The organism is Pyxidicoccus sp. M6 (assembly GCF_055568925.1).
The window spans coordinates 4,064,849-4,087,736 of record NZ_CM145714.1 but is presented as its reverse complement, the minus strand read 5'-3'; the positions used below and the strand labels follow the sequence as shown (position 1 = coordinate 4,087,736).

16 protein-coding genes are annotated in these 22,888 nt (G+C 70.9%); 13 read left to right on the top strand and 3 right to left on the bottom strand.

Going from position 1 to position 22,888, the window contains the following annotated elements; translation table 11 throughout:
* Nucleotides 1-93: 93 nt before the first annotated feature.
* From ACVTJA_RS16280 to ACVTJA_RS16225, 12 genes are all read left to right on the top strand, one after another.
* Entirely contained in the window at nucleotides 94-2,478 is a 2,385-nt protein-coding gene (locus ACVTJA_RS16280; RefSeq protein WP_465837288.1) for a DNA gyrase/topoisomerase IV subunit A, read from the top strand.
* Nucleotides 2,479-2,490: 12 nt separating this feature from the next.
* A complete protein-coding gene (locus ACVTJA_RS16275; RefSeq protein ID WP_465837287.1) occupies nucleotides 2,491-4,422 on the top strand; it encodes a DNA gyrase/topoisomerase IV subunit B in 1,932 nt (643 codons plus the stop codon).
* A gap of 133 nt (nucleotides 4,423-4,555) precedes the next feature.
* On the top strand, nucleotides 4,556-6,103 hold the full coding sequence (locus ACVTJA_RS16270; protein ID WP_465837286.1) for a PEGA domain-containing protein: 1,548 nt from the start codon (nucleotides 4,556-4,558) through the stop codon (nucleotides 6,101-6,103).
* Nucleotides 6,104-6,167: 64 nt separating this feature from the next.
* Nucleotides 6,168-7,364, top strand: a complete 1,197-nt coding sequence (locus tag ACVTJA_RS16265) for a PEGA domain-containing protein (protein ID WP_465837285.1) — start codon at nucleotides 6,168-6,170, stop codon at nucleotides 7,362-7,364.
* Between the two features lie 48 nt (nucleotides 7,365-7,412).
* Complete coding sequence (gene sppA, locus ACVTJA_RS16260; protein WP_465837284.1) at nucleotides 7,413-9,890, top strand: signal peptide peptidase SppA; 2,478 nt, start codon at nucleotides 7,413-7,415, stop codon at nucleotides 9,888-9,890.
* A 244-nt stretch (nucleotides 9,891-10,134) separates the two neighbouring features.
* A complete protein-coding gene (rho, locus tag ACVTJA_RS16255; RefSeq protein WP_465837283.1) occupies nucleotides 10,135-11,691 on the top strand; it encodes a transcription termination factor Rho in 1,557 nt (518 codons plus the stop codon).
* Nucleotides 11,692-11,743: 52 nt separating this feature from the next.
* Nucleotides 11,744-12,013 carry a hypothetical protein gene (locus ACVTJA_RS16250; RefSeq protein ID WP_206720238.1) on the top strand — a complete coding sequence of 90 codons (270 nt, stop codon included), beginning with the start codon at nucleotides 11,744-11,746 and terminating at the stop codon, nucleotides 12,011-12,013.
* Between the two features lie 3 nt (nucleotides 12,014-12,016).
* Entirely contained in the window at nucleotides 12,017-13,921 is a 1,905-nt protein-coding gene (locus tag ACVTJA_RS16245) for a DUF4129 domain-containing protein (RefSeq protein WP_465837282.1), read from the top strand.
* On the top strand, nucleotides 13,914-15,206 hold the full coding sequence (locus tag ACVTJA_RS16240; RefSeq protein WP_465837281.1) for a DUF4350 domain-containing protein: 1,293 nt from the start codon (nucleotides 13,914-13,916) through the stop codon (nucleotides 15,204-15,206). Before ACVTJA_RS16245 ends, ACVTJA_RS16240 begins: the two co-directional genes overlap by 8 nt.
* On the top strand, nucleotides 15,203-16,201 hold the full coding sequence (locus ACVTJA_RS16235; RefSeq protein ID WP_465837280.1) for an AAA family ATPase: 999 nt from the start codon (nucleotides 15,203-15,205) through the stop codon (nucleotides 16,199-16,201). Before ACVTJA_RS16240 ends, ACVTJA_RS16235 begins: the two co-directional genes overlap by 4 nt.
* On the top strand, nucleotides 16,198-17,505 hold the full coding sequence (locus ACVTJA_RS16230) for a DUF58 domain-containing protein (protein ID WP_465837279.1): 1,308 nt from the start codon (nucleotides 16,198-16,200) through the stop codon (nucleotides 17,503-17,505). Before ACVTJA_RS16235 ends, ACVTJA_RS16230 begins: the two co-directional genes overlap by 4 nt.
* A gap of 9 nt (nucleotides 17,506-17,514) precedes the next feature.
* Nucleotides 17,515-18,039: a GNAT family N-acetyltransferase gene (locus ACVTJA_RS16225; RefSeq protein WP_465837278.1), complete on the top strand. Its 525-nt coding sequence runs from the start codon at nucleotides 17,515-17,517 to the stop codon at nucleotides 18,037-18,039.
* Here ACVTJA_RS16225 and ACVTJA_RS16220 read toward each other — a convergent pair.
* Nucleotides 17,996-18,457, bottom strand: a complete 462-nt coding sequence (locus ACVTJA_RS16220; protein WP_465837277.1) for an inorganic diphosphatase — start codon at nucleotides 18,455-18,457, stop codon at nucleotides 17,996-17,998. The two genes, ACVTJA_RS16225 and ACVTJA_RS16220, sit on opposite strands and share 44 nt — an antisense overlap.
* A 12-nt stretch (nucleotides 18,458-18,469) precedes the next feature.
* On the bottom strand, nucleotides 18,470-19,492 hold the full coding sequence (locus ACVTJA_RS16215) for a stage II sporulation protein M (RefSeq protein ID WP_465837276.1): 1,023 nt from the start codon (nucleotides 19,490-19,492) through the stop codon (nucleotides 18,470-18,472).
* Nucleotides 19,493-19,578: 86 nt separating this feature from the next.
* Between ACVTJA_RS16215 and ACVTJA_RS16210 the strand changes: the two genes are divergently transcribed.
* The gene (locus ACVTJA_RS16210; protein ID WP_465837275.1) at nucleotides 19,579-21,111 is read left to right on the top strand and encodes a tetratricopeptide repeat protein; all 1,533 of its coding nucleotides are present in this window, start codon (nucleotides 19,579-19,581) and stop codon (nucleotides 21,109-21,111) included.
* A 72-nt stretch (nucleotides 21,112-21,183) separates the two neighbouring features.
* Here ACVTJA_RS16210 and ACVTJA_RS16205 read toward each other — a convergent pair whose 3' ends face one another.
* Nucleotides 21,184-22,698 carry a bifunctional metallophosphatase/5'-nucleotidase gene (locus ACVTJA_RS16205; protein WP_465837274.1) on the bottom strand — a complete coding sequence of 505 codons (1,515 nt, stop codon included), beginning with the start codon at nucleotides 22,696-22,698 and terminating at the stop codon, nucleotides 21,184-21,186.
* Nucleotides 22,699-22,888 lie beyond the last annotated feature (190 nt).

Genomic DNA, 22,888 nt, shown 5'->3' with positions numbered 1-22,888 from the left:
CGCCTTGTTACATACCTCTGACCCCGGAAGTGAGGAGTGCGCGGGCCGCGCGCCGCGTTCGGGTACGAGGCGTTCTCACCTGGATTGATGACCATGCTCGCAGAAGCCGAAACGAAGACGCGAAAGAAGCAGGGGGCCGGGGGCGGCGGCGGTGGCGGCGGCTCCGCTGCTGGCGCCGGTGGCGGCGGTGGGGAGAACTCCGTCCCGGCCTCGCTGGCTGACGAGGCGCGTCGCCGGTACATCAACTACGCCCTTTCCGTCATCACCTCGCGCGCCCTGCCGGACGTGCGGGACGGCCTCAAGCCGGTGCAGCGCCGCATCCTCTATGGCATGTACCACGACCACCGGCTCACCTCTGACGCCAAGTACCAGAAGTCCGCCAAGGTGGTGGGCAGCGTCATGGGCCAGTACCACCCGCACGGCGACGCCTCCATCTACGAGGCCCTGGTGCGCATGGCGCAGGACTTCTCCCTGCGCTACCCGCTGGTGGACGGCCACGGCAACTTCGGCTCCATGGACGGCGATGGCGCCGCGGCCATGCGCTACACCGAGTGCCGCATGGCGCCGCTGGCCAGCGAGCTGCTCGAGGAGCTGGGCCGCAAGACGGTGGCCTACCGCCCCACCTATGACGGCTCGGGCCAGGAGCCCGTCGTCATCCCCGCGCGCGTGCCGCAGCTCCTGATGAACGGCACCACCGGCATCGCCGTGGGCATGGCCACCAACATTCCTCCCCACCACCTGGGCGAGCTGGTGGACGCGCTGGTGGCGCTGATTGAAGACCCGAAGCTCGTCACCAAGGACCTGATGAAGTGGGTCAAGGGTCCGGACTTCCCCACCGGCGCGCAGGTGCTCAACAGCAAGCCGGAGCTGCGGGAAATCTACGAGACGGGCCAGGGCAGCATCCGCATCCGCGGCGAGTACAAGCTGGAGGACCTGAAGCGCGGCGGCCAGCAGATCATCATCACCTCCATCCCCTACACGGTGAACAAGTCCACCCTGGTCGCCAAGATTGGCGAGCTGGTGCGCGAGCGGAAGATGCCGCTCATCACCGACGTGCGCGACGAGTCCACCAAGGAGGTGCGCATCGTCCTGGAGCTGAAGAAGGACGCCAACGCCGAGCTGGTGATGGCGTACCTCTACAAGCAGACGGCGCTCCAGACGAACTTCGGCGTCAACCTGACGTGCCTCGTCCCCAACAAGGACAACCCCGAGGTCTGCACCCCGGAGCGCCTGGACCTCAAGTCCATCCTCCAGTACTTCCTCGACTTCCGCTTCGACGTCGTCACCAAGCGCTTCCAGCACGAGCTGGGAGAGCTGCAGCGGCGCGTCCACATCCTCGAGGGCTTCGAGAAGGTCTACGACGCGCTCGACGAGATGATCAAAATCATCCGCGCGTCCGAGGGGAAGCAGGACGCGGCGAAGAAGCTCATCGCCCGCTTCAAGCTGGACGAGCTCCAGGTGGACGCCATCCTGGAGATGAAGCTCTACAAGCTGGCCCGCCTCGAGATTCTCGTGGTGGAGAAGGAGCTCAAGGAGAAGCGCGCGGAAATCAAGCGCATCGAGGCCATCCTCAAGGACAAGAAGAAGGTCTGGGCCACCGTGCGCGACGAGCTGACGGGGCTGAAGACGCAGTACGGCGACAAGCGCCGCACGCGCATCGGCGGCGCGGGCTCCGAGGAGATGGAGTTCAGCGAGGAGGCCTTCATCGCGGACGAGGACGCGCACGTCGTGTTGACGCGCGACGGCTGGGTCAAGCGCATGCGCGAGGTGAAGGACCCCTCCTCCACGCGTCTGCGCGAGGGCGACGCCGTCATGGCGGTGCTGGCCGGCAGCCTGAAGTCCAACCTGGTGCTGTTCAGCAACTTCGGCACCGCGTACGTGACGCGCTTCAACGACGTGCCCGCCTCCACGGGCTACGGCGAGCCGGTGCAGAAGTTCTTCAAGTTCGACGACGGTGAGCGAGTCGTCGCCGCGCTGTCGCTGGACGCGCGGCTGCCGCGCCCGGAGAAGCTGCTGGGCGTGACGAAGCACGGCCTGGGCATGCGCTTCCTCCTGGAGCCGCACCTGGAGGTCTCCACGCGCGCCGGCCGCCGCTACGCGAAGACGGGCGAGGGCGACGAAATCATCGGCGTGCAGCCGGTGGGCGAGAAGGACCTGCTCGCGGTGCTCACGAAGAAGACCAGCGCCCTGGTGTGCAAGGTGGCGGAGGTGAACGAGCTGGCCGGTCCCGGCAAGGGCGTCACCGTCATCAAGGTGGACGAGGGCGACGGCGTGGTGGAGTTCCTGGCCGTCCCGCCGAGCAACAAGGACGCGAAGCTGGAGTTCGAGACGCAGAAGGGCCGCAAGCTGCACCTGTCCCCGGCGAAGTACGAGGTGACGGGCCGCGGCGGCAAGGGCCACGAGATGTCCAAGAAGGACGCGGTGGAGACGGTGGTCCGGCCCATTGTCTTCATCCCGCTGCCGGAGAAGAAGGAGTAGCCAGAGGACGCCATGGCGACGAAGAAGGAAAGCTATACAGGCGCGGACATCCAGGTCCTCGAGGGCCTGGAGCCGGTGCGCAAGCGCCCGGCGATGTACATCGGCGGCACCGACAGCACCGGGTATCACCACCTGCTGTGGGAGATTGTCGACAACTCGGTGGACGAGGTCATCAACAGCTTCGCGACCACCATCGAGGTGACGCTCCACAAGGACGGCCGCAGCATCTCCGTGGTGGACAACGGGCGCGGTATGCCCGTGGACATCATGCCCAAGCAAAAGAAGCCGGCCGTGGAGGTCATCCTCACGACGCTTCACGCGGGCGGCAAGTTCGAGCAGGGCAACTACATCCACTCGGGCGGTCTGCACGGCGTGGGCAGCTCGGTGGTCAACGCGCTGTCGCGCAAGCTCGTCATCGAAATCAAGCGCGACGGCAAGAAGCACGTCCAGACGTATTCGCGCGGCAAGCCCACCAGCGCGCTGAAGGTGGACGGCCCCGCGCGCGGCACGGGCACGTCCGTCACCTTCGAGCCGGACCCGGAGATTTTCGGCGAGAAGCTGAAGTTCGACGCGGAGCTGGTGCGCGAGCGGCTGGAGGCGAAGAGCTACCTCCACAAGGGAATGACGGTCGTCTGGAAGGACGAGACGGCCCACCCGCACACGCACGTGACGTACAAGCACGACGGCGGCATCGCCGAGTACCTCACCAAGGTGGTGGCGGAGCGCAACAAGCCGATGGTGCCGCCGGGCAGCGCGACGTTCTACCACTCGCGTGACAACGGCGTGCGCCTGGAGGCCTCGCTGGCGTGGACGGAGGCCACGGACGAGCACATCCGCTCGTACGTCAACGGCATCCCCACCAACCTGGGCGGCACGCACGAGGCGGGCCTGCGCGGCGCTGTCGTCAAGGCGGTGCGCAACTACATCGAGACCCATGACTTGACGCCCAAGGGCGTGACGCTCACCGCGGAGGACATCCGCGAGGGCATGGTGGCGATTCTCTCCACCTACGTCGTGGAGCCGCAGTTCCAGGGCCAGACGAAGGGCCGCCTCAACAACCCCGAAACCACGGCCCAGGTGGACGGCGTGCTGCGTCCGGCGCTGGAGAAGTGGCTCAACGACAACAAGTCCATCGCCGAGGCGGTGGTGGCCCGCATCATCCTCGCCGCCCGCGCGCGCGAGGCGAGCCGCGCGGCGTCGCAGGCCATCAGCCGCAAGTCGGCCGTCAGCCACCGGCTCAACCTGCCGGGCAAGCTGGCGGACTGCTCCTCGACCGACCCGGGACTGAGCGAGCTGTTCATCGTGGAAGGTGACTCCGCAGGCGGCTCCGCGAAGCAGGGCCGCGACAGGCGCACCCAGGCCATCCTCCCGCTGCGCGGCAAGGTGCTCAACGCGGAGCAGGCGTCCACCGACAAGGTGACGACGAACAAGGAGCTGCAGGACATCGTCTCCGCGCTGGGCTGCGGCATCGGCTCGGACTTCGACATCTCCAAGCTGCGCTACGGCCGCGTCTTCCTGCTGATGGACGCGGACAGCGACGGCCACCACATCGCCACGCTGCTGTTGACGTTCTTCTACCGGCACCTGCGTCCGCTGATTGAAGGCGGCACCATCCACATCGCCCAGCCGCCCCTGTACCGGGTGGACATCGGCAAGGAGACGTACTGGGCGCTGGACGAGGCGGACCGGGACCGCATCATCCGGGAGAAGACCAAGGGCAATGCGAAGCCCAACATCATGCGCTTCAAGGGTCTCGGCGAGATGACGCCGGACGAGCTGAAGGAGACGACGCTCGACCCGAAGAACCGCATGAGCCTGCGCGTCACCATCGACAACGCGCTGGAGACGGACCGCCTCATCAATGACCTGATGGGCAAGGACGTGAGCGCCCGCTTCAAGTTCATCATGGAGCGCGCCAGCGACGTCCAGGAGCTGGACGTCTAGCGCCCTCGGTCCCCGGAATCGGGCCCGCGCCCCCCCTCCCCGGGGTGGCGCGGGTCTCTCTCCACCCGGTGGGGCCGGGGTGACGGCCTGGGGCTTTTGAGGAAGCCCCCCTGCTCGGCTAGGCTCCGGCCCCGTGAACACGTTCCGCCGACTCGCCCTGTTATTCGCGCTGCTGCTGGCCGTCCTTCCCGCGCACGCGCAGACCACCAAGAGGAAGGTCACCCGGAAGAAGCCGGCCGTCACCAAGGTGGCGAAGAAGAAGAAGGCGCCTTCCAACAAGAAGAAGAAGGCGCCGCCCGTGGAGGCCACCGAGACGGCGGGTACAACGGACGTGGAGTCGCCGGAGCCCATGGTCTTCGGCGAGCCCGACTCGAAGCCCACCCCCGCCGGGCACGACACGCCGGTGACGCCGCTGGAGAAGCCGGCGACGCCCGCGGTGGCCACGCCGGCAATGCCGCAGCTCCCCCCGCCTCCCACGGCGAAGCCCGTCGTGGAGAAGCCTGTCGTCGAGAAGCCCGCCGTGCTGACGGCCTCCGGCCCGGTGGTGCTGTTCGCCGTGGCGCGCACGCCCAACGCGCAGGACGCGGCGGTGAAGCTCGAGGGCGAGTTGCTGCGCCACCTGGGCACCGGCGACGTGACGCTGGTGGACCTGGGGGCGGCCTTCCCGCCGCCCGCGCCCGTGCCGCTGACGAAGGCGGACACCCTCTTCGAGGAGGGGCGCACCGCCTACGACAACCTGGACCCCGAGGCCGCGGAGAAGAAGTTCAAGGCGGCGGCGGAGGCGTACACGCAGGCCCCGGCGGACATGAGCACGGAGCGGCTGGCGCAGACGTACGTCTTCCTGGGCGCCTCGCGGCAGCTCAACGGGGACATGATTGGCGCGAAGGAGGCCTTCACCCACGCGGTGGTGGCCGAGCCCACCGCCCGCCCGGACAGCGCCCTCTTCAGCCAGGAGGTACAGAAGGCCTACGAGGAGGCCCGCGGCGCGGTGCGCGGGCTGGCCCAGGGCTCGCTGACGGTGGACTCGCAGCCGGCCGGCGCCGAGGTGCGGGTGCGCGGCCGCAAGGTGGGAATCACACCGGTGCGCAACCTGGAGGTGCCCGCCGGCCAGCACCCCGTCGTGGTGTCGCTGCCCGGCTACACGTCCTACGCCCTCTACGCGGAGGTGAAGTCCTCGAAGCCCACCGACGTGAAGGCGAAGCTGGAGCCCGCGCCGGGCCTGGCCGCGGTGCGCGACTTCGCCTCCAAGGCGGCGACGGAGGAGGCCTTCGACCAGGACACCGTCCCGCCCGAGGCGCGGGCCATCGGTGAGCGGCTGGGCGCCCGCTACGTGGTGCTGGCCGCGGTGTCCCGCGACAGGAAGGGCCGCGCCGAGGCGGAGCTCCAGGCGTGGGATTTGCGCTCCAAGGCGCGGCTGCGCGGCGTGGAAATCGAGCTGGCCTCCGGCAGCCCGAAGCACGGCCCGGCCGCGGCGGCGGACCAGGTGCGCGGCTTCGTCAACGGCGCCATGGCGCCCCGCGTCTCCGAGCGCGGCGGCGGCCCGGACTTCTCGCTGCTGAAGCGCCCCGCCTTCTGGGCCGTGGTGGGCGGCGTGGCGGCGGTGACGGCGGGCACGGTGTTCGTGGTGACGCAGGACAAGGGCAAGGGCTGGAACCCCGTCAACGGCGGCGTCGGCTTCTAAAAAAGGCACAGGGAATGAATGTCTGGCGGGCGGCTCGCGTCGCCCGCGCCGAGGTGCTCCCCCCATGAAAGCCCTTCTCCTCGCCCTCCTCCCCTCCCTGGCCCTGGCGGCGCCACCGCCGGCGCGGCGCATCACCAGCCTCGTCGTGCCCATGGACCCGGCCTCCGAGTCCACCAGTGTGCAGATGGAGGGCTACATGAATGACGCCCTCGGCAACTTCGAGGGCCTCACGGTGCGCAAGCCCGAGGAGCTCTTCGGCCTGCCGGAGGACGCGGCGGCCAAGGCGTCGCTGGACAAGGCGCGCAAGGGCCTGTCGGAGAGCGTCGCCGCCTTCGACAAGAAGGAGTACGAGGAGGCGGAGAAGAAGGTTCGCGCCACCCTCAAGGAGCTGGAGACGGCCGCGGGCGCCATGCGCGGCTGCTCGCCGCTGTGCGAGTCGCTGGCCCTCTACGGCGCGCTGCTGCAGCTTCGCGGCGACGTGGAGGAGGCGAAGCTGGCGCTGATGGACTTGATTGCCCTCAACCCCACCTTCGAGCTCAACCCCAAGCGCTTCGGCCGGGACTACCTCGCCCTGCGCGTGCAGGTGGCCACCGGCCGCTCCGCGCAGCTCCGTGGCGGCGCCGTGGTGAAGTCCCGGCCGGCCGGCGCGCGGGTGTTCCTGGACGGCGAGCAGGTGGGCTACACGCCGGTGACGCTGTCCACGCTGCCCATCGGCAAGCACCTCTTGCGGCTGGAGCGTCCCGGCTTCCGCCAGCACGGGCAGCTCATCGAGGTGACGCCGGACGACGTGGAGGTGAGCACGGACCTGGTGCCCACGCCCGAGTACAAGGCCTACGACGCGCAGCTGGACCGCGTGGCCGGCGAGGTGATGCGCGCCGGGCAGCAGTCTCGCGGCGTGTCGGCGCTGGGCCAGTCGCTGGGGCTGGAGCGCGTCATGGTGGGCACGCTGAAGGCGCAGGAGGTCGGCTCCGAGCTGTTGCTGGGCTACTACGACATCAAGAGCGGCAAGAGGCTCGGCGGCCGGCGCGCGGTGCTCCAGGGTGACGAGTACGGCCAGCTGAAGCAGGAGCTGGAGCGCATGGTGAACCAGATGGTGAACTCGAGCGGCGAGAAGGTGTCGCGCAGCTCGGACCCGCTGGACAACCGCGGCGGCACCGAGGACTGGAGCGCCGAGGACCGCGGCGGCAAGACGAAGGCCTCGGAGAAGAAGAAGAAAGCCGACGACCCGCTCGACGGGGTGTCCGGAACCGAGGATTGGTGACGCGAGGCGCTTGTCCCGGGGCGCTCGGCGCCTAGAGTCCCGGGCCGTATGCGCCTGCTCGCCCTCCTGCTGCTTCCCTCCCTCGCGGTGGCCCAGACAGGGGCCATCGATTCCGCTCAACTGCCCTCGCGCGGCGTGACGCTGCCGCCCACCGGCGCCGCCCTGGTGGACGAGGCCACCTCCCTCTCCCTCAACCCCGCCGGCCTCGGCTACGTCGGCGGCAGCCAGCTCTTCTACCTGCACGAGCGCAACCTCGTGCAGGACGGCGTGGGGGACGGCGTCTTCCTCGCCTCGCGCTTCCTCGGGCTGGGCGCGGGCCTCTCCATGGAGTGGGTGCGCGGCCACGCCCAGCCGGACTACCGCAAGACGTCGCTGGGCCTGTCGGTGGGCCCGCGCACGCTGCAATTGGGCGGCGCGTGGCACGCCTTCAGCTCGGACGATGGTGATTTGGACGACCTGGACACCTTCGACCTGGGCCTCACCGCGCGGCCGGCGCGCGCGCTGTCGCTGGCGGCGGTGGTGCGCGACATCAACGCGCCCCAGGAGGGCCCGTATGACTTGAAGCGCCAGTACAACCTGGGCCTGGGCGTGCGTCCGCTGGACGAGCGCTACACGCTGGGCGTGGACTGGCTCTTCTCCGAGGGGGCCTTCCGCCAGGGGAAGGCCACGTACACGCTGAACGCGGAGGTGATTCCGGGCCTGCGCGTGGGCGCGGGCGTGTCCCACGGCTTCGTCAGCGGCGTGCCGCTGGCGCTCCAGCTCGCGGCCACGGTGGACACGTCCGGCCTGGGCCTCACCTACGCGGCGGGCGGCACGGAGGACGGGACGGACCACGTGGTGGCGCTGCGGCTGTCCAGCGAGAGCTACCGCGCGCTGCGCCCGCCCGGCGGCGTGGTGACGATGCTGGACCTCAACGACGTGCTGGCCGGAGGCACCAGTCCCCTGCTCACGGTGCTCGGCGCCAGCGGCACGGACCCGTACCTCAAGCTGACGCGGTGGTTGGACCTGGCCGCGAAGGACGAGCGGCTGTCCGGCGTGGTGCTGAAGATGGAGGGCATGCCCGGCGTGAGCTGGGGCAAGGCGGACGAGTTGCGGCAGGCGGTGTTGCGGCTGCGCGCCTCGGGCAAGCGGGTGATGGCGGTGCTGCTGTCGGCGGACGACGCGGGCTACTTCGTGGCCTCGGCGGCGGACAGAATCTACGCGGTGCCGGAGTCGATGCTCCCCATCAACGGGCTGACGGCGCACCTCAACACGCTGGGCGGGACGTTCCAGAAGCTGAACGTGCACTGGGACGTGGCGCGCGTGGGCAAGTACAAGGCCGCGACGGAGCAGCTCGCCAACACCGAGCCCAGCGAGCCGTGGAAGGAGCAGGTGAACGCGTACCTGGACACGCAGACGGCCTGGTACAAGAAGGGCGTGGTCGAGTCCCGCAAGCACCCGCCCGAGCGGCTCCATGAGCTGTGGGCCACGGGGCTCGCCACCGCGAAGAAGGCGCAGGAGCTGGGCTTCCTCGACGGCGTCATCCTCCCCACCGAGCTGGACGCGAAGGTGAAGGAGCTGGTGCCGGGCGCCCACTTCAGCACCACCTACGCGCCGAGGGACGAGCGCGAGGGGCGCTGGGGCCGCCGGCGTCGCATCGCCGTGGTGCCGGTGATTGGCACCATCTCCGGGGGCCGCAGCCGCGAGGACCCGCTGGGCTTCAGCCAGATTGCCGGCGCGGAGACGGTGGTGCGGGCGCTGGAGAGCGCGCAGTCGGACCCGGCGGTGGTGGCCATCGTCGTGCGCGTGGACTCGGGTGGAGGCGACGTGCTGGCCTCGCACCTGATGTACCAGGCCGTCATGGATGCGGCGAAGCACAAGCCCGTCATCGCCTCCATGGGTGACGTGGCCGGGTCCGGCGGCTACTACGCGGCCATGGGCGCGCACGAGGTTTTCGCGCTGGCGCCCACGATTACGGGCAGCATCGGCGTCTACTACGTGAAGCCCGCGCTGGAGGGGCTCCTGGGAGGCATGCTCGGCGTCAGCCAGGTGAGCATCACCCGAGGCCCGCTGTCGGACATGTTCGACACGTGGCGGCCGTGGACGCCGGAGGAGCAGACGGCGGCGCAGGCCTGGGTTGATGCCTCGTACGACATCTTCATCACCGAGGTGGCCGCGCGGCGGAAGCTGGACAAGGCGAAGGTGCATGAAATGGCCCAGGGGCGCGTGTGGAGCGGCCAGGACGCGCAGGCGCGCGGGCTGGTGGACCGGCTGGGCGGCCTGCCCGAGGCGGTGGACGCCGCCAGGACACGGGCCGGCGTGCCCGCGGACGAGGAGCTGGACCTCATCATCATGGGCGAGGCGCGGGGCTTCTTCTCCGGGCTGGGCGGGGAGCCGGGCGTCCGGGCGGTGCTCTCCCTGCTGCCCGAGCCCCCTCCGGCCATCCCCGAGCCCCTCCGCGCCCTGGCGCGCTCCACGGGCCTCAACCTGGAGCTGCTCCAGCCGGGCATGAAGGCGATGATGCCCTTCACCCTCACGGTGGAATGAGGTCGTCCGCCCAACACCAGGGTGCGGCGGGGGTGAAAAAACCGGCGGCACCGCCGCCGGCCTCTGTTAGTGTTGTCCATGCACCCCGGACGGCCTCGAGCCGCCAGGGCGCTTCAGGGACCGGCGGTTCGGCCTGCTCGTCACAAGGCCCCGCGTCCGGCACCCTGTCCCACAGCCTGAGTCACTCGCGTCTCCGCCTCCTCCGGGACGGGTCTGCATGGGACGCGCGCAGTCTGGAAACCCCATGAGCGAAAACTCCGATAACCGCGACCCTCGTGAAACCCCACCGATGCCCATGGCCGCCCGGCCGGCGCCTCCGCCCGAAGCGGACGACGACGGCGGCGATGAGGGCGACGACGAGGGTCCCGACGAGGGCGACGCCGCGGGCGCGGGTGGCCCCACTGCCGGGGGTGCCCCCGGACAGCCCGGCCAGGCGGGCGGCCGCCGCCGCCGCCGCCGCCGCCGTCGTCGTGGCGCGCAGGTCCTCTTCACTCCGGACGGTCAGGCCTACCGCATGCAGGCCAGCCCCGACGGCCAGCAGGTCCAGGTCTTCCTGACGCCGCAGGAGGTGGAGCAGTACCGCCAGCGCCAGGCCCAGCAGCAGCAACAACAGCAGCAGCAGGGCGGCCAGCAGCAGCATCACCACCACCAGCAGCAGCGCCAGCAGCACGGCGGCCCGCAGAACCAGGTCGCGCCGCAGTCCAACCTGGCCCCGGTGGAGGGCGTGCTGGACACGGAGGCGAAAGGCCCCAACGCCTTCCTGCGGCAGGTCAAACGCAACCTGCTGGCCGCGCCGGATGACCCGGAGCTGCCCAAGAACCTGGTGCAGAAGCTGCGGCTGCGTCAGGGCCAGTACCTCACGGCCTTCGCGCAGATGCGCGGCAACAAGGGCGTCGTGCAGAAGGTCGACACCGTGGACGGCCGGCCGCTGGAGGGCGCCCCGCGCCTGCCGCACTTCGCGGACCTGACGTCGGTGGACCCCACCGAGCGGCTCAAGCTGGAGAACGGCCACAAGGAGATGGTGACGCGGGTGCTGGACCTGATTTCCCCCATCGGCAAGGGTCAGCGCGCGCTCATCGTCGCCCCGCCGAAGACGGGTAAGACCATCATGCTCCAGCGCATCGCCCAGGCGGTGCTGGCCAACCACCCCGAGTGCCACGTCATGGTGGTGCTCATCGACGAGCGTCCGGAAGAAGTGACGGACATGCGCCGGAGCATCAAGGCCGAGGTGCTGGCGTCCAGCTCGGACCGGCCCACGGCGGACCACCTCAAGGTGGCGGAGCTCGCGCTGGAGCGCGCTCGCCGGCTGGTGGAGTCCGGCAAGGACGTGGTGATTCTGCTCGACTCGATTACGCGTCTGGCGCGCGCCTTCAACAAGGAAATCGACAACTCGGGCCGCACGCTGTCGGGCGGCGTGGACAGCCGCGCGCTGGAGCGCCCCAAGCGCATCTTCGGCGCCGCGCGCGCCACCGAGGAGGCGGGCTCGCTGACCATCATCGGCACGGCGCTCATCGACACCGGCAGCCGCATGGACGAGGTCATCTTCGAGGAGTTCAAGGGCACGGGTAACTCGGAAGTCACCCTGGACCGGCTCCTCGCGGAGAAGCGCGTCTTCCCGGCCATCAACATCGCCCAGTCCGGCACGCGCAAGGAGGAGAAGCTCTTCACGCTGCGCGAGTACGAGAAGGTGAAGAAGCTGCGGCAGATGCTCTTCGCGGTGAAGCCGGTGGAGGCGATGGAGGCGCTCGTCAAGCGGCTGTCTCGCTACACGTACAACGACGAGTTCCTGGACGAGCTCTAGTCGCTCCTTCGGGGGGTGGTATGGCGGGCCCGGGTTTGCGTAAGGTGGCGGCATGATTCAGGGCTCGGGCCGCTGCCACTACCACCCGGAGCGCGCCGGCCTCGGCGTCTGTGTGGAGTGCCGGCGCGTCATCTGCCGGGAGTGCACCACGCAGTTCGAGGGCATCAACCGCTGCGCGAGCTGCCTGGACAAGCGCCTCAAGGCGCTGGAGGGCCCGGGCGAGCGGCGCGAGTGGACGCCGGGCAACGTGGTGCTGGCGTTGGTGGGGGTGGGCCTCGTCTGGGGGGCCATCCTCCTCGTCTCCCAGATGGCGGCGAGCTAGCGCATGGCCGTCAACGCACTCGAGCTGCGCCCCCGGGGCGCGGTGGCCCTGATGGACGCGGCGCTGCGGCTGTGCGCGCGCAACACCGGCGTCTGGGCCCTCACCCTGCCCGGCGGCGCGGCCGTCACCGCCGCGGTGCTGTACCTCGCCGAGGCGGTGCGCATGGGCCGGCCGCTCGCCCTGCCCTCGCTGGCGCTGACGCTGGCGTGGTACCTCCGCGGACTGTGCCAGGGCGCCGCGTGCCACTACGTCCAGGAGCTGCTGCTGGGCACGAAGGGCGAGCCTGGCGCGTGGGCCTCCATGCGCGCCGCGCTGGGCCGCGCGCCCGGCCTCTTCATCGCGGTGGCGTACCTCTTCGCCTTCAACGCGCTGGTGACGACGCTGTCGCTGGGCATCGGCTTCTTCGTGTTCGCCGCGCAAGGCGTGGGCTACGCGGCGATGATGCAGGGCAAGGGCAGCCCGCTGAAGCTGTATGGCCTGTGCTCGCGGCTCCTGGGCCCGGCGCGTGGCACCGCCCTGCTGGTGCGCCTGCTGATGAGCGTGCAGCTCCTGGCCTTCTTCAACCTGCACATCGCCGCCAACTTCGCGCTCATCCTCGCCCGCAAGCTGGCGGGCATCGACCTGACCTTCGCGGAGCGGTTCGCCTCGCTGGACACGCCGCCGTGGCTGCTGTTCCTCGGGGCCGCGACGTTCGCCCTCTTCGAGCCGGTGCGCGCCGCGCTGGCCACGCTGCTCCTGGTGGACGGGCGCGTGCGGCAGGAGGGGTTGGACCTGCTCGCCGCCGTGCAGCAACTCCCCGCGCGCAACACGGGCCGGCCGCTGGGCTCGCCGGGCTCCAGGAGCGCGGCGGTGCTGGCGGCGGTGCTCGGCGCGGGGATGTTGCTGGCGGGGAGCCCGGCCCTCGCGGAGAGCGCGCCACGCGGGCACGTCACCTCCTCCCGTGAGGCCGTGAAGCGGCTGGGCGCCGTCGCCGACGCGTGCGAGTCCGATGGCCGCTCGGACGACAAGCGCTTCGAGTCGCTGGGCGCGCTGGGCCCCGCCGAGGCGGGCAAGCTGGAGCGGCTGGTGCGCACCGTGGAGCGCCAGGCCCTGGACGAGCAGGACTGCGACACGGCCATGGCCACGCTGGAGCATGGACTGGAGCAGGCGCGGGGCACCGTCGAGGCCCAGGCGAAGGCGGACGCGCGGGTGGCCTCGGCGCGGGCGAAGGACATCCTCGCGCGGCCCGAATTTCAGGTGGCGCCGCCGAAGGCGGAGAAGGACGCCCCGGAGGACCTCGTGCCCCCGGAGCCGCCGGGCTGGTGGCGGCGCTTCATCGACTGGCTGGGAGAGCTCCTCAAGAAGCTCTTCGAGCGGGAGGAGGCCCCGGAGCCGAGGGACAACGCCCAGTGGGTCAGCGGCATCACCGTGGCCAACGTGCTCGTCATGGTGCTGGTGACGCTGACGGTGCTGGTGCTGGCCGGGCTGCTGATTGTGTACCTCAACAAGGGAACGAAGCAGGCGGACGGGGCCGGGCTGGAGGTGTCCACACTGGACGCCGCGGCGCTGGCGGGAGACCCGGCACACGCGCTGTCCCGCCCGCCCGAGGGCTGGGCGCACCTGGCCGACGAATTGGCCGCGAAGGGCGAGTACCGCGAGGCGGTGCGCAGCCTGTACCTGGCGCTGCTGTCCCGGCTGCACCGCGACGGGGCCATCCTGTACGACGTGACGCTGAGCAACTGGGACTACCTGCGCCAGTTCCGCGGCCGCGCGGAGTGGAAGCCGCCCTTCCGTGAGCTGACGCGCCGCTTCGACTTCGCCTGGTACGGCAACGTGCCGGTGGGCGTGGAGGGCTACCGCGAGTTCCGCGCGCTCACCGCGCCGCTGCTGGCCGCGCCCGCTCCGACGCCGGAGGCCGCCGGTGCGTGACCGCTTCCCGCTGCTGGTGGTGGGCGGACTCGTGCTCACCGTCGTGCTGGGCACCTTCCTCGTGAAGAGCGCGCAGCGCGGCGAGTTCGCCGACACGCTGTCCACCTTCCGCGCGCAGGAGGACGGCGCGCGCGCCCTCTTCCTGCTGGCCCAGGAGAGCGGCCTGCCCGTGGCCCGCCGCATGGCGGACCTGCGCATCATGGACGGGGACGGGCAGCAGACGGCAACGCCCGTGCTGCTCGCGGTGGAAGTGGAGGAGGCGTACGAGGCGGACCCGGACCAGACGCAGCTGGCCGCCGAGCCCGACGCCGGCCTCGCGGACGAGGACGTCCCGCGCACCGGCTTCAACGCCTTCCGCGCCGCGGCGCTCGACGACACCGAGTCCAAGGCATTGCTGGAGCACGTGCGCAACGGCGGCACGCTCGTCTATGTGCCGTGGGGCTCGCGGGAGAACCCGCTGCTGGACGCGCTGCAGGTGAAGCTCACCAAGGCGGACACCACGCTGCCCATGCGCACGCTGGTGCCACCGCTGCCCACGCCGTACACGCTGGGCGTGGAGCGCGTGGAGGCGAAGGTGCAGGGCTACCTGACGCTGCCAACGTCCGCGGTGCCCGTGCTGGAGGATGACCGGCTGGGCCAGGTGGTGGCGGCGGTGGTGCCGTATGGCCAGGGCCGCGTGCTGGTGGTGGGCGCACCGGAGTTGGCGATGAACCGGGCGCTGTCGCGCGCGGACAACGCGCAGTTCTGGCTGAGCGCCCTGGCCGCCATGGGCCCCGGCCCGTACGAGTTCGACGAGTTCCACCACGGCTTCACCAACGAGCGCTCGGTGGTGGACTTCGCGCGGCGCTATGGCCTGCACTTCGCAGTGGTGCAACTGCTGCTGGGCGTGGCGCTCTGGTCCGTATCGCTGAAGCGCTTCGGCCGCCCCCACCCGCCGCCCGAGTCCGTGCGCGTGGGCGCCACCGACGCCCTCTTCGCCATGGGCCGCCTGTACCGCGAGGGCCGGCACCACGCCTTCGCCGCGGGCCTCATCACCAGGGGGCTCACGCAGGAGCTGGCCCTGCACGCGGGCCTGCCCGCGCACTCGCCCGCCGCCTCGGTGGCGCAGGGGCTGCGCGAGCGGGGCCGCGAGGATTTGGCGAAGGGCCTCCAGGCCGTGGCCGCCGAGGCGGACACGGTGGCCAGCGACTCCGACCTCCAGCAGCTCGCCGCCAACGCGGCCGGGCTGCGGCAACGACTCCACACCGCCGGCGCGGGCCGGCGCAGCACTCCCGGAACGACATGAACGTCACCGATACCGCTCCCTCCTTCGCCTCCAGCGGCACCGCCGTGCAGGCCGCCCACGCCATCCGCGAGGGCGTGCTGAACGAGGTGCGCAAGGCCGTCGTGGGCCAGGACGAGGCCCTCGAGCTGATGCTGTGCGGCCTCATCGCCGGCGGCCACGTGCTGCTGGAGGGCGTGCCCGGCGTGGCGAAGACGCTGATGGCCAAGGCGCTGTCGCGCAGCATCGGCGCGGACTTCAAGCGCATCCAGTTCACTCCGGACCTGATGCCCGCGGACATCCTCGGCACCAGCGTCTTCGACTTGAAGTCGCAGTCCTTCGTGCTGGTGCGCGGCCCCATCTTCACGGACCTGCTGCTGGCGGACGAAATCAACCGCGCCCCCGCGAAGACGCAGTCCGCGCTGCTGGAGGCCATGCAGGAGCGCGGCGTGTCGATGGAGGGGCGCAACCTCGCGCTGTCTCCCCTCTTCACGGTGTTCGCCACGCAGAACCCGGTGGAGTCCGAGGGCACGTATCCGCTGCCCGAGGCGCAGCTGGACCGCTTCCTCCTGAAGATTGAAGTGGGCTACCCCGCGCCGGAGGAGGAGGACGCGATTCTGGCCTCGGTGCACCGGGGCTTCGACTCTGGTGACCTGCAGCGCGCGGGCGTCAACGCGGCGGTGGCGAAGGATGGCCTCCTGTCGGCGCGGGCGGCGCTCAACGAGGTGACGGTGGAGCCGGCGGTGCTGGCGTACATCCGCAAGCTGGTGGCGGCCACGCGCTCGTCGGCGCGCATCCGCCTGGGCGCGGGCCCGCGCGCGGGCGTGCACCTGTTGCTGGCGGCGAAGGCGCTGGCGGCGCTGCGGGGGCGTGGCTTCGTCACGCCGGACGACGTGCGCTTCCTGGCGGGCCCGGTGCTGAAGCACCGCCTGCTGCTGTCGCCGGACGCGGAGCTGGACGGGGCCACGCCGTCGGACGTGCTGCGCGAGGTGGTGCAGGGGGTGGAGGTCCCGCGTTGATTCCCACTCCGCGCCTCTGGGGGCTGCTGGCGCTGCTGGCGCTGCCGATGATGGCCGCGGGCTTCTTCCCCGGCCTCGGCGGCGTCGTGCTGGCGCTGGACGTGCTGGCGCTGGCGCTGGCCGGGGTGGACCTGCTCTCCGCCCGGCGGGGGCGCCTGGAGGTGCGCCGGGTGCTGCCGCAGCGGCTCAACGTCGGCGTGCCCAACAAGGTGGAGCTGCGGCTGGTGCACCGGGGCTCGGGCACGGTGGACGTGCGGGTGAAGGACGACGTGCCGGAGTCCTTCACGGCCTCGCCGGAGGAGGCGCCGCTGTCCCTGCCTCCGGACAGCGAGGCGCGCTGGGTGTACCGGGTGACGCCCTCGAAGCGAGGCCGCTTCGAGTTCGGCGACGTACACGTGCGCGTGCGCGGGCCGCTGGGGCTCGTGTTCCACGAGCGCGCCTTCCCCTCCGCGACGTCCATCTCCGTGTACCCGGACCTGCGCGGGGCGAGCCGGCTGCTGTTGTCCGGCGCCGCGCTGGATTTGGTGAATCTGGGCCTGCGTCAGTTGCGGCGAGACGGGCGCGGCAGCGAGTTCGCCCGCCTGCGTGACTACGCGCAGGGCGACAGCGTGCGCGACGTGGACTGGAAGGCGACCGCGCGGCGCAACCGGCCGGTGACGCGCGTCATGGAGTCCGAGCGCTCGCAGTCCATCCTCATCTGCGTGGACGCGGGCCGCTCCATGGCGGCGCACGTGGACGGCCTCACCAAGCTGGACCACGCGGTGAATGCCGCGCTCTTCCTGGCCTTCGTGGCGGTGCGCAATGGAGACCGGGTGGGGCTGGCCGTCTTCGCGGACGGAGTGAAGACGTACCTGCCGCCAGCGGCCGGGCGCGGGCAGTACCGGAAGATGGTGGACGCGCTCTACTCCACCACGCCGAGCCTCACGTACGTGGACTACCTGGCGCTCTTCAAGGAGCTGAATGTCCGCCTCACGCGCCGCAGCCTGCTGTGCGTGTTCACGGACTTCCTCGACGAGGAGCAGGCCTCCACCATGGTGGCTCCGCTGCACCGGCTGGCGCGGCGGCACGTGCCGCTCTGTCTGTCGGTGAAGGACACCGCGCTGCAGAAGCTGCTGCGCACTCCGCCGCCGGGACCGGAGGAAGCCTTCCAGCAGGCGGTGGCCTCCGAGCTGCTCACGGACCGCGAGGTGCTGAAGGCGCGGGTGAGCCAGGGCGGCGTGCAGATGATGGACGTGCAGCCGGATGAACTGAGCCTCGCGGCCGTCAATCGCTATCTGGACATCAAGGCGCGCGGCGTGCTGTAGCGGCACGCCATGGCCCCTCTCTTCCAGGCCGCCGACCTCACCGCCGAGCGCGTGGCCGACGCCGACGTGGACCTGTTCCAGCCGCTGCTGGAGCGCTGCGAGGACTTCTTCCAGCGCTGCTACGGAAGGCCCGCGCGCCACGACGAGGCGAAGCAGATGCCGGGCGAGCGTCCACCGGGTCTGGGCCCGGAGCGCGGACACCTCGTGGCGCTGCGGGACGCGAGCGGCGCGCTGGTGGGCATCCTGGAAGGCGTGAGCGACTTCCCGTCACCCGGTGAGTGGTACCTCGGGCTGATGCTGCTGGCCCCGGAGGTGCGAGGGCACCGGCGCGGCGAGGCCGTCATCCGCGCGTACGAGGAGTGGCTGCGGAGTCAGGGCGCGCGATTGCTCCGGCTCGGAGTCGCAGAGCCGAATCCCGCGGCCCTGCGCTTCTGGACGCGCATGGGCTTCGGCGAGGAGAAGTGGGTGGGACCGCTGGAGCAGGGCCTGCTCACCTACCGCCTGCTGCGGATGACGAAGCCCCTGGTGGCGTGAGCCATCCCACGAAGCGCGTGTCGGGCACATTGCCGCGCATGCGGTGCAGGCCGCGCTTGAAGAAGGCGTAGACGCGGAAGAAGCGCTCCAGCCCTGCGCGCTCCCAGGCCGTCAGCGGCGAGGCACTGCACACCACCTTCGGGTCCCCCCGCCCCGCGTCGATGAAGCCAATCACCGCCACCACGGGCACGCGCACGCGCTGCCCGCGCGGAAGCCTGCGGCCCATCACCACCGCGTCCAGCGGGTCCCCGTCATCGGAGACGAGGCCGGGGATGCTGCCGTAGTTGTACGGACACGGCAGCGGCGACACGAAGTCCACCGCCCCGTCCGCGCGCCGCTTCACGAAGGAGAAGCGCGGGCTCTCGATGAGGACCTCCGGCTCGGGCGGAAGCGGAGGCAGGGCAAGGCGCTCAGTCACGCGGGCGGTGTATCACGGCGCCGGGGCGGCCTCGCCTGCCCCGTCCTCCGCGCCCGCCTTCCCGCCGCGCAGCCAGTCGGACAGCAGGTACGCGTACACGCCCGCGCCCACCATGAGCGCGAAGGAGACCTTGAACGCCACCGAGAGCTTCGGCGGATGGATTTGGGAAATCGTCCCCTCGATGAAGCCCGCGAGCACGAACAGCACGAGCGTCCCGAAGAGCAGCTTCACCGCCGTCACCGCCTCCTGGCGCAGCGCCTGCCCCCGCGGCAGGCCGCGCGGCGCCACCAGCCCACGCGCAATCACCAACCCCGCTGCACCTGCAATACAGATGGCGGAAATCTCCGGGATGCCGTGCGGCAGAATCCACGCCCAGAACCAGCCCGCCATGCCCTTCGCCGCGTACACCTGCGCCAGCGCGCCCAGGAACAGGCCGTTGACGAAGAGCATGATGGCCGTGCCCAGCCCCATCGTGATTCCCAGCGCGAAGGCCAGGAAGGCCACCTGGATGTTGTGGGTGAAGAGGAAGGCGGAGAAGTGGGCCTGCTGCCCCGCCGTCATCCCATCCCCCGCCGCCTCGTCCGCGGCGCGCTTCACCGGGTCCAGGTTCAGGTGCTCGGCCGGCACCAGGTAGTGCGCGGCGTCCGGGTCCACAATCATGCCCAGGTATCCGAACCCCGTCCCCGCCAGCAGCAGCAGCACCGAGGCCACATACATGCGCCACTCCCGGCGCATCAGCGCGGGGAAGCCCCGGGACACGAAGTTCCACACGTCCGCGAAGCGCGGGCGCCTCCCCGGGTAGGTGAGCGCATAGGCCCGGCCCACCAAATCGTTCAGGTACGCGCTCACATCCGCCGAGCCGCTGCGCGCGCGAACCCAGAGCAAGTCACTGGAGACAGCCCGGTACAGCTTGCCCAGCGTGCGGGCCTCCTCCAGGCTCAGCCCGCGAAGGCCGTGGGACTCGGACCTGTCCAGCAGCGCCTCCAGCTTCTCCCAGCGCGGCCGGCGCGTTTCGATGAACTCCGCCATCTCCATGGCCTGACACTCTAACCCAGGCGCCGGCCCCCCTCCCTGCCCTCGCGGCGCGGGTTGTGGGAAAACTCGGGTCCATGACGTGTCGGATGTCGGTGTCCGTCCTGGGCCTGGTGCTGAGCCTGCTCTCGGGCTGCGCCAACATGCGTGCCCTCTGCCCCGCCGAGGGCGGGCGCCCCTGGGTCGAGGTGCGAAGTCCCCACTTCAGCGTTCGCACCAACCTGGACGGGGACACCGCGCAGGAGGCCACGCGCGAGCTGGAGTTGCTCCGCCAGGGACTGCTCCAGGCGTGGGCCGGCACCTTCGACCCGCCGGGCACGGTGGAAGTCATCGTCCTGCGCAACCGCACCGCGCTGGAGGAGTTCACCAACGTCCGCATCGAGGGCTTCAGCGCCACCACCCAGGACGGCCCGGTGCTGGTGCTCGCCGGCAACGCCTACGCCCTCAGCGAGGCCCCGGCCGACGTGGGCACGCAGGCGCACGAGCTGACGCACTACCTCTCCGAGTTCGCCCTGGTGCGCCAGCCGCGCTGGCTATCGGAGGGGCTCGCCGCCTACCTGGAGTCCATTGACTTGCGGCCGGACAAGCACGAGGTCGTCCTCGGCGGCCTGCACTCGGGCTTCCTCGCCCACGTGCAGCGCAACGGCTGGCGCAGCCTCAACGAGCTGTGGGAATGGGACGGCAAGGGATTGCTCGGCACCGCGGAGTCGCGCAACTACTACGCGTCCTCGTGGCTGTGGGTGCACTTCTTCATCAGCCGCCACGCCGAGCGCTTCGACGACTTCCAGACGCGCCTCATGGCGGGCGAGGAGCCCCGGGCGGCGTGGGAGGAGTCCTTCCGCGGCGTGAAGGACCTCGTCGGCGAGGTGCACGCGTATGTCTATGGAGGCCGCCACGTCGTCTACCCCACCATCACCGCCCCGCTGGTGCCGGTGACGAGCCCCCTCCAGATGCGCACGCTGGAGCCCGCGGAGGTGCACGCCATCCGCGCCCAGCTCTACCTCATGACACCCGGGGCCGCGTCGCCGGAGGAGCGCGCCCATCATGTGGAGCAGGAGATGGCGCAGGCCCTCAAGGAGGACCCGGGCAACGTCGCCGCCACGCTGCTGCGCATCCGCTCCACGGTGGACCCGTCCCGGCGGCTGGGACTGGCGCAGCAGCTCGTGGAGCGGCACCCGGACAGCGGCCAGGCCTGGGACGTGCTGGCGCAGGCGCTGGACGCTGCGGGCAACACCTCCGAGGAGCAGGAGACCGCGCGGCTGCGCGCCGTGGAACTGCTGCCCGACAGCATGAGCGCGCAGAACGGGCTGGCCGGCTTCTACGCGCGCACGTCGCAGCCGGAGAAGGGGCTGGCCGCGGCCCGGCGCGCCGTGGCCCTGGCGCCCGGAAACCCGTCCGTGCTCGACACGTGGTCCACGATTCTCTTCCAGCTCGGCCGCTGCCCGGAGGCGCTCTCCACGCAGCAGCTCGCCGCGGACATGCTCCACGAGAGCACCCCGGAGCGGCTGCGGCGCACGGTGCACGACGCGCTGGCCCGCTACGAGGCCGTGTGCGGCCCGGCCTCCCCCTCGCCCGCGGCGGCCCCGGGCGTGCCGATGGCGCCGGCGCCCTCCGGGCTCTGAAACGGCGAAGCGCCGGGGGACCCACGCGGGAGTCCCACCGGCGCCTCGGAGTACAGCGGAGAAGCGTGCGGCCTACTTGATGAGCTTCTCCAGCGGCTTCTTCTCGCTGGACTCCTTGCCCTTCGTCCAGTCCACCACCGGCGTCTGCCAGGCCATGCCCGTCTCGGTGGGCTCGGGGGCGAGCTTCTCGAACTCGAAGCCGTCACCGCCGAAGTACAGGTACTCGACGGTGGCCACCGAGTACTCCTTCTTCGGGTCCAACGCCTTGCCCTTGGCGTCCTTGAACTTGCCCTTCCCGGCGGGGGTGAAGCCGGCGATGAGCGCGTTGGGGTTGGCGAGCTGCTTCGACAGGTCCTCGCCGTTGAGCTTCACCACGAGGAGCGTGTTCTCGAAGGGCATCACCGAGTAGATGCTGCCGCGGGTAATCGGGCCGGCCGGCAGGTCGCCGCGGATGCCGCCCTTGTTGAGGATGGCGCCGTCGGCGTTGAGCACCTCGCGCACCGCGCCCGCCACCCACTTCGCCATCAGCGGCGACGCCTGCGGGATGCCGGCCTTGGTGAAGCCGATCTGCTGGCCCAGCACCTCGTCGAGCTGCGCCTTCCACTTGGCGATGAGCTGCGCCGTCTCGGCGTCCGGCGTGCCGCCGGCCACGTCGACGAGCTTCGTGTCCACCGCCGTCACCTTCTCGCCAGCGGGCTTCGCCGGGTCGAACTTGAGCTGCGCGCGGAAGTACTTGTTGAAGCCGCGGTCCAGCGACACGAAGGTGGTGTCACCCTCCTTGGTGTCCACCGGCTGCGGGCAGCGGCCACCCGCCACCAGCGCCAGCTTCCAGTCGGCGTGCTTGGCGACGACGGGCTGCAGCTCGGTGACGCAGGTGTCGGCCACCACCACCACCACGTCCGCGCCGGCCTTGCGGGCCTCGGGAACGGCGCTGGAGAGCGCGTCCTCGTAGCCGGTGACTTCCAGGCCCTCGGCGCGGCCGGCCATGGCCGTGCGCACCGTCTTCTCCGAGGCGAGGCCCACCACGCCAATCTTCAGGCCGCGGCGCTCGAACACCTGGAAGGCAGGCAGGGACAGGTCACCCGCGAGCGACGGATCCTTCACCTTGAGGTTGGCCGCGAGGAACGGGAAGCCGCCCGCGGCGCGGTTCTTCAGGAAGGCCTCCTTGCCGAAGGCCAGCTCGTGGTTGCCCATGGCGGAGGCCGCGTAGCCCATGCGGCCCATGACCTCGGCGGTGGGCGTGCCCAGGAAGAAGGAGGAGATGGCCGGGCCGTTCCAGTGGTCGCCGGTGGCGAGCGCCAGCGTGCCGGAGTCGGCGCAGGGGGCCTGGCCCTCCTTCACGGGGCCGGGACAGTGCTTCTCGTCGGCCACCCAGCGGCCGAGCATCTCCGCGGCGCCGCCCTTGCCATCGACGGGCTGCAATTGGCCGAAGGCGCCGCCCGTAACCAGGAGCGTGACTTCATGGGGAACCGCAGGAGCCGCGGGGGCCGGTGCCGCCGCCGCGGGCTGCTCCGCCGGTGCAGCGGGCGGAGGCGTGGGGTTGCTCTTCTCGCAGCCAGCGAGGGCTCCAAGAGCGAGGACCAGCACGCCGGACAGCCGCGGCTGGCGGAGGAAACTCGGACGGAAGGCAGGAGGGGTCGGTCTCACAACCGGCGCCTTTAGCACAAGTCGGCTCGTGGTACGGTGATACGCGTGTCGGACCGCAAGAGTGGTCAGGGCCCGTCTTCACCGGAAGACCCGGGACGTAACTCCGGTGAACAGGGATTAGACGGACGGG